Source organism: Gaoshiqia sediminis (assembly GCF_025907915.1).
Lineage (GTDB): Bacteria > Bacteroidota > Bacteroidia > Bacteroidales > Prolixibacteraceae > Gaoshiqia > Gaoshiqia sediminis.
Window position 1 is genome coordinate 1 of record NZ_JAPAAF010000149.1, and the last position, 332, is coordinate 332.

At 50.6% G+C, this 332-nt stretch carries 1 protein-coding gene; it reads right to left on the reverse strand.

The window, feature by feature from the left end; genetic code table 11:
- Window positions 1-89: 89 nt before the first annotated feature.
- The coding region (locus tag N2K84_RS20345) for a hypothetical protein (protein ID WP_282593660.1) at window positions 90-332 on the reverse strand (243 nt) is incomplete at its 5' end.

Consider the following 332-nt stretch of genomic DNA (forward strand, 5'->3'; position numbering starts at 1 on the left):
ATCCGGTTCGTTCCACCCGCTTCGGGGTTGAGGAGTGGTGGTTGGTTGTCGTATTCCCCCAATTGGATTGGGGGTGATGAATGGTTGGATCACTTTGTGATCGGGTGCTTCGGATGAGGTTGTGTTTTCAAGTCGTCTTGATTACTCCGAAGGAGTTGAATGTTGATCACCGCCAGTATAACTGGCGGTAAGCGGTAGATTTTCTCCGGAACTCTGGAGGAGTTCAAGGTTTTCTGAGTTCGTTCCACCCGCTTCGGGGTTGAGGAGTGGTGGTTGGTTGTCGTATTCCCCCAATTGGATTGGGGGTGATGAATGGTTGGATCACTTCGTAA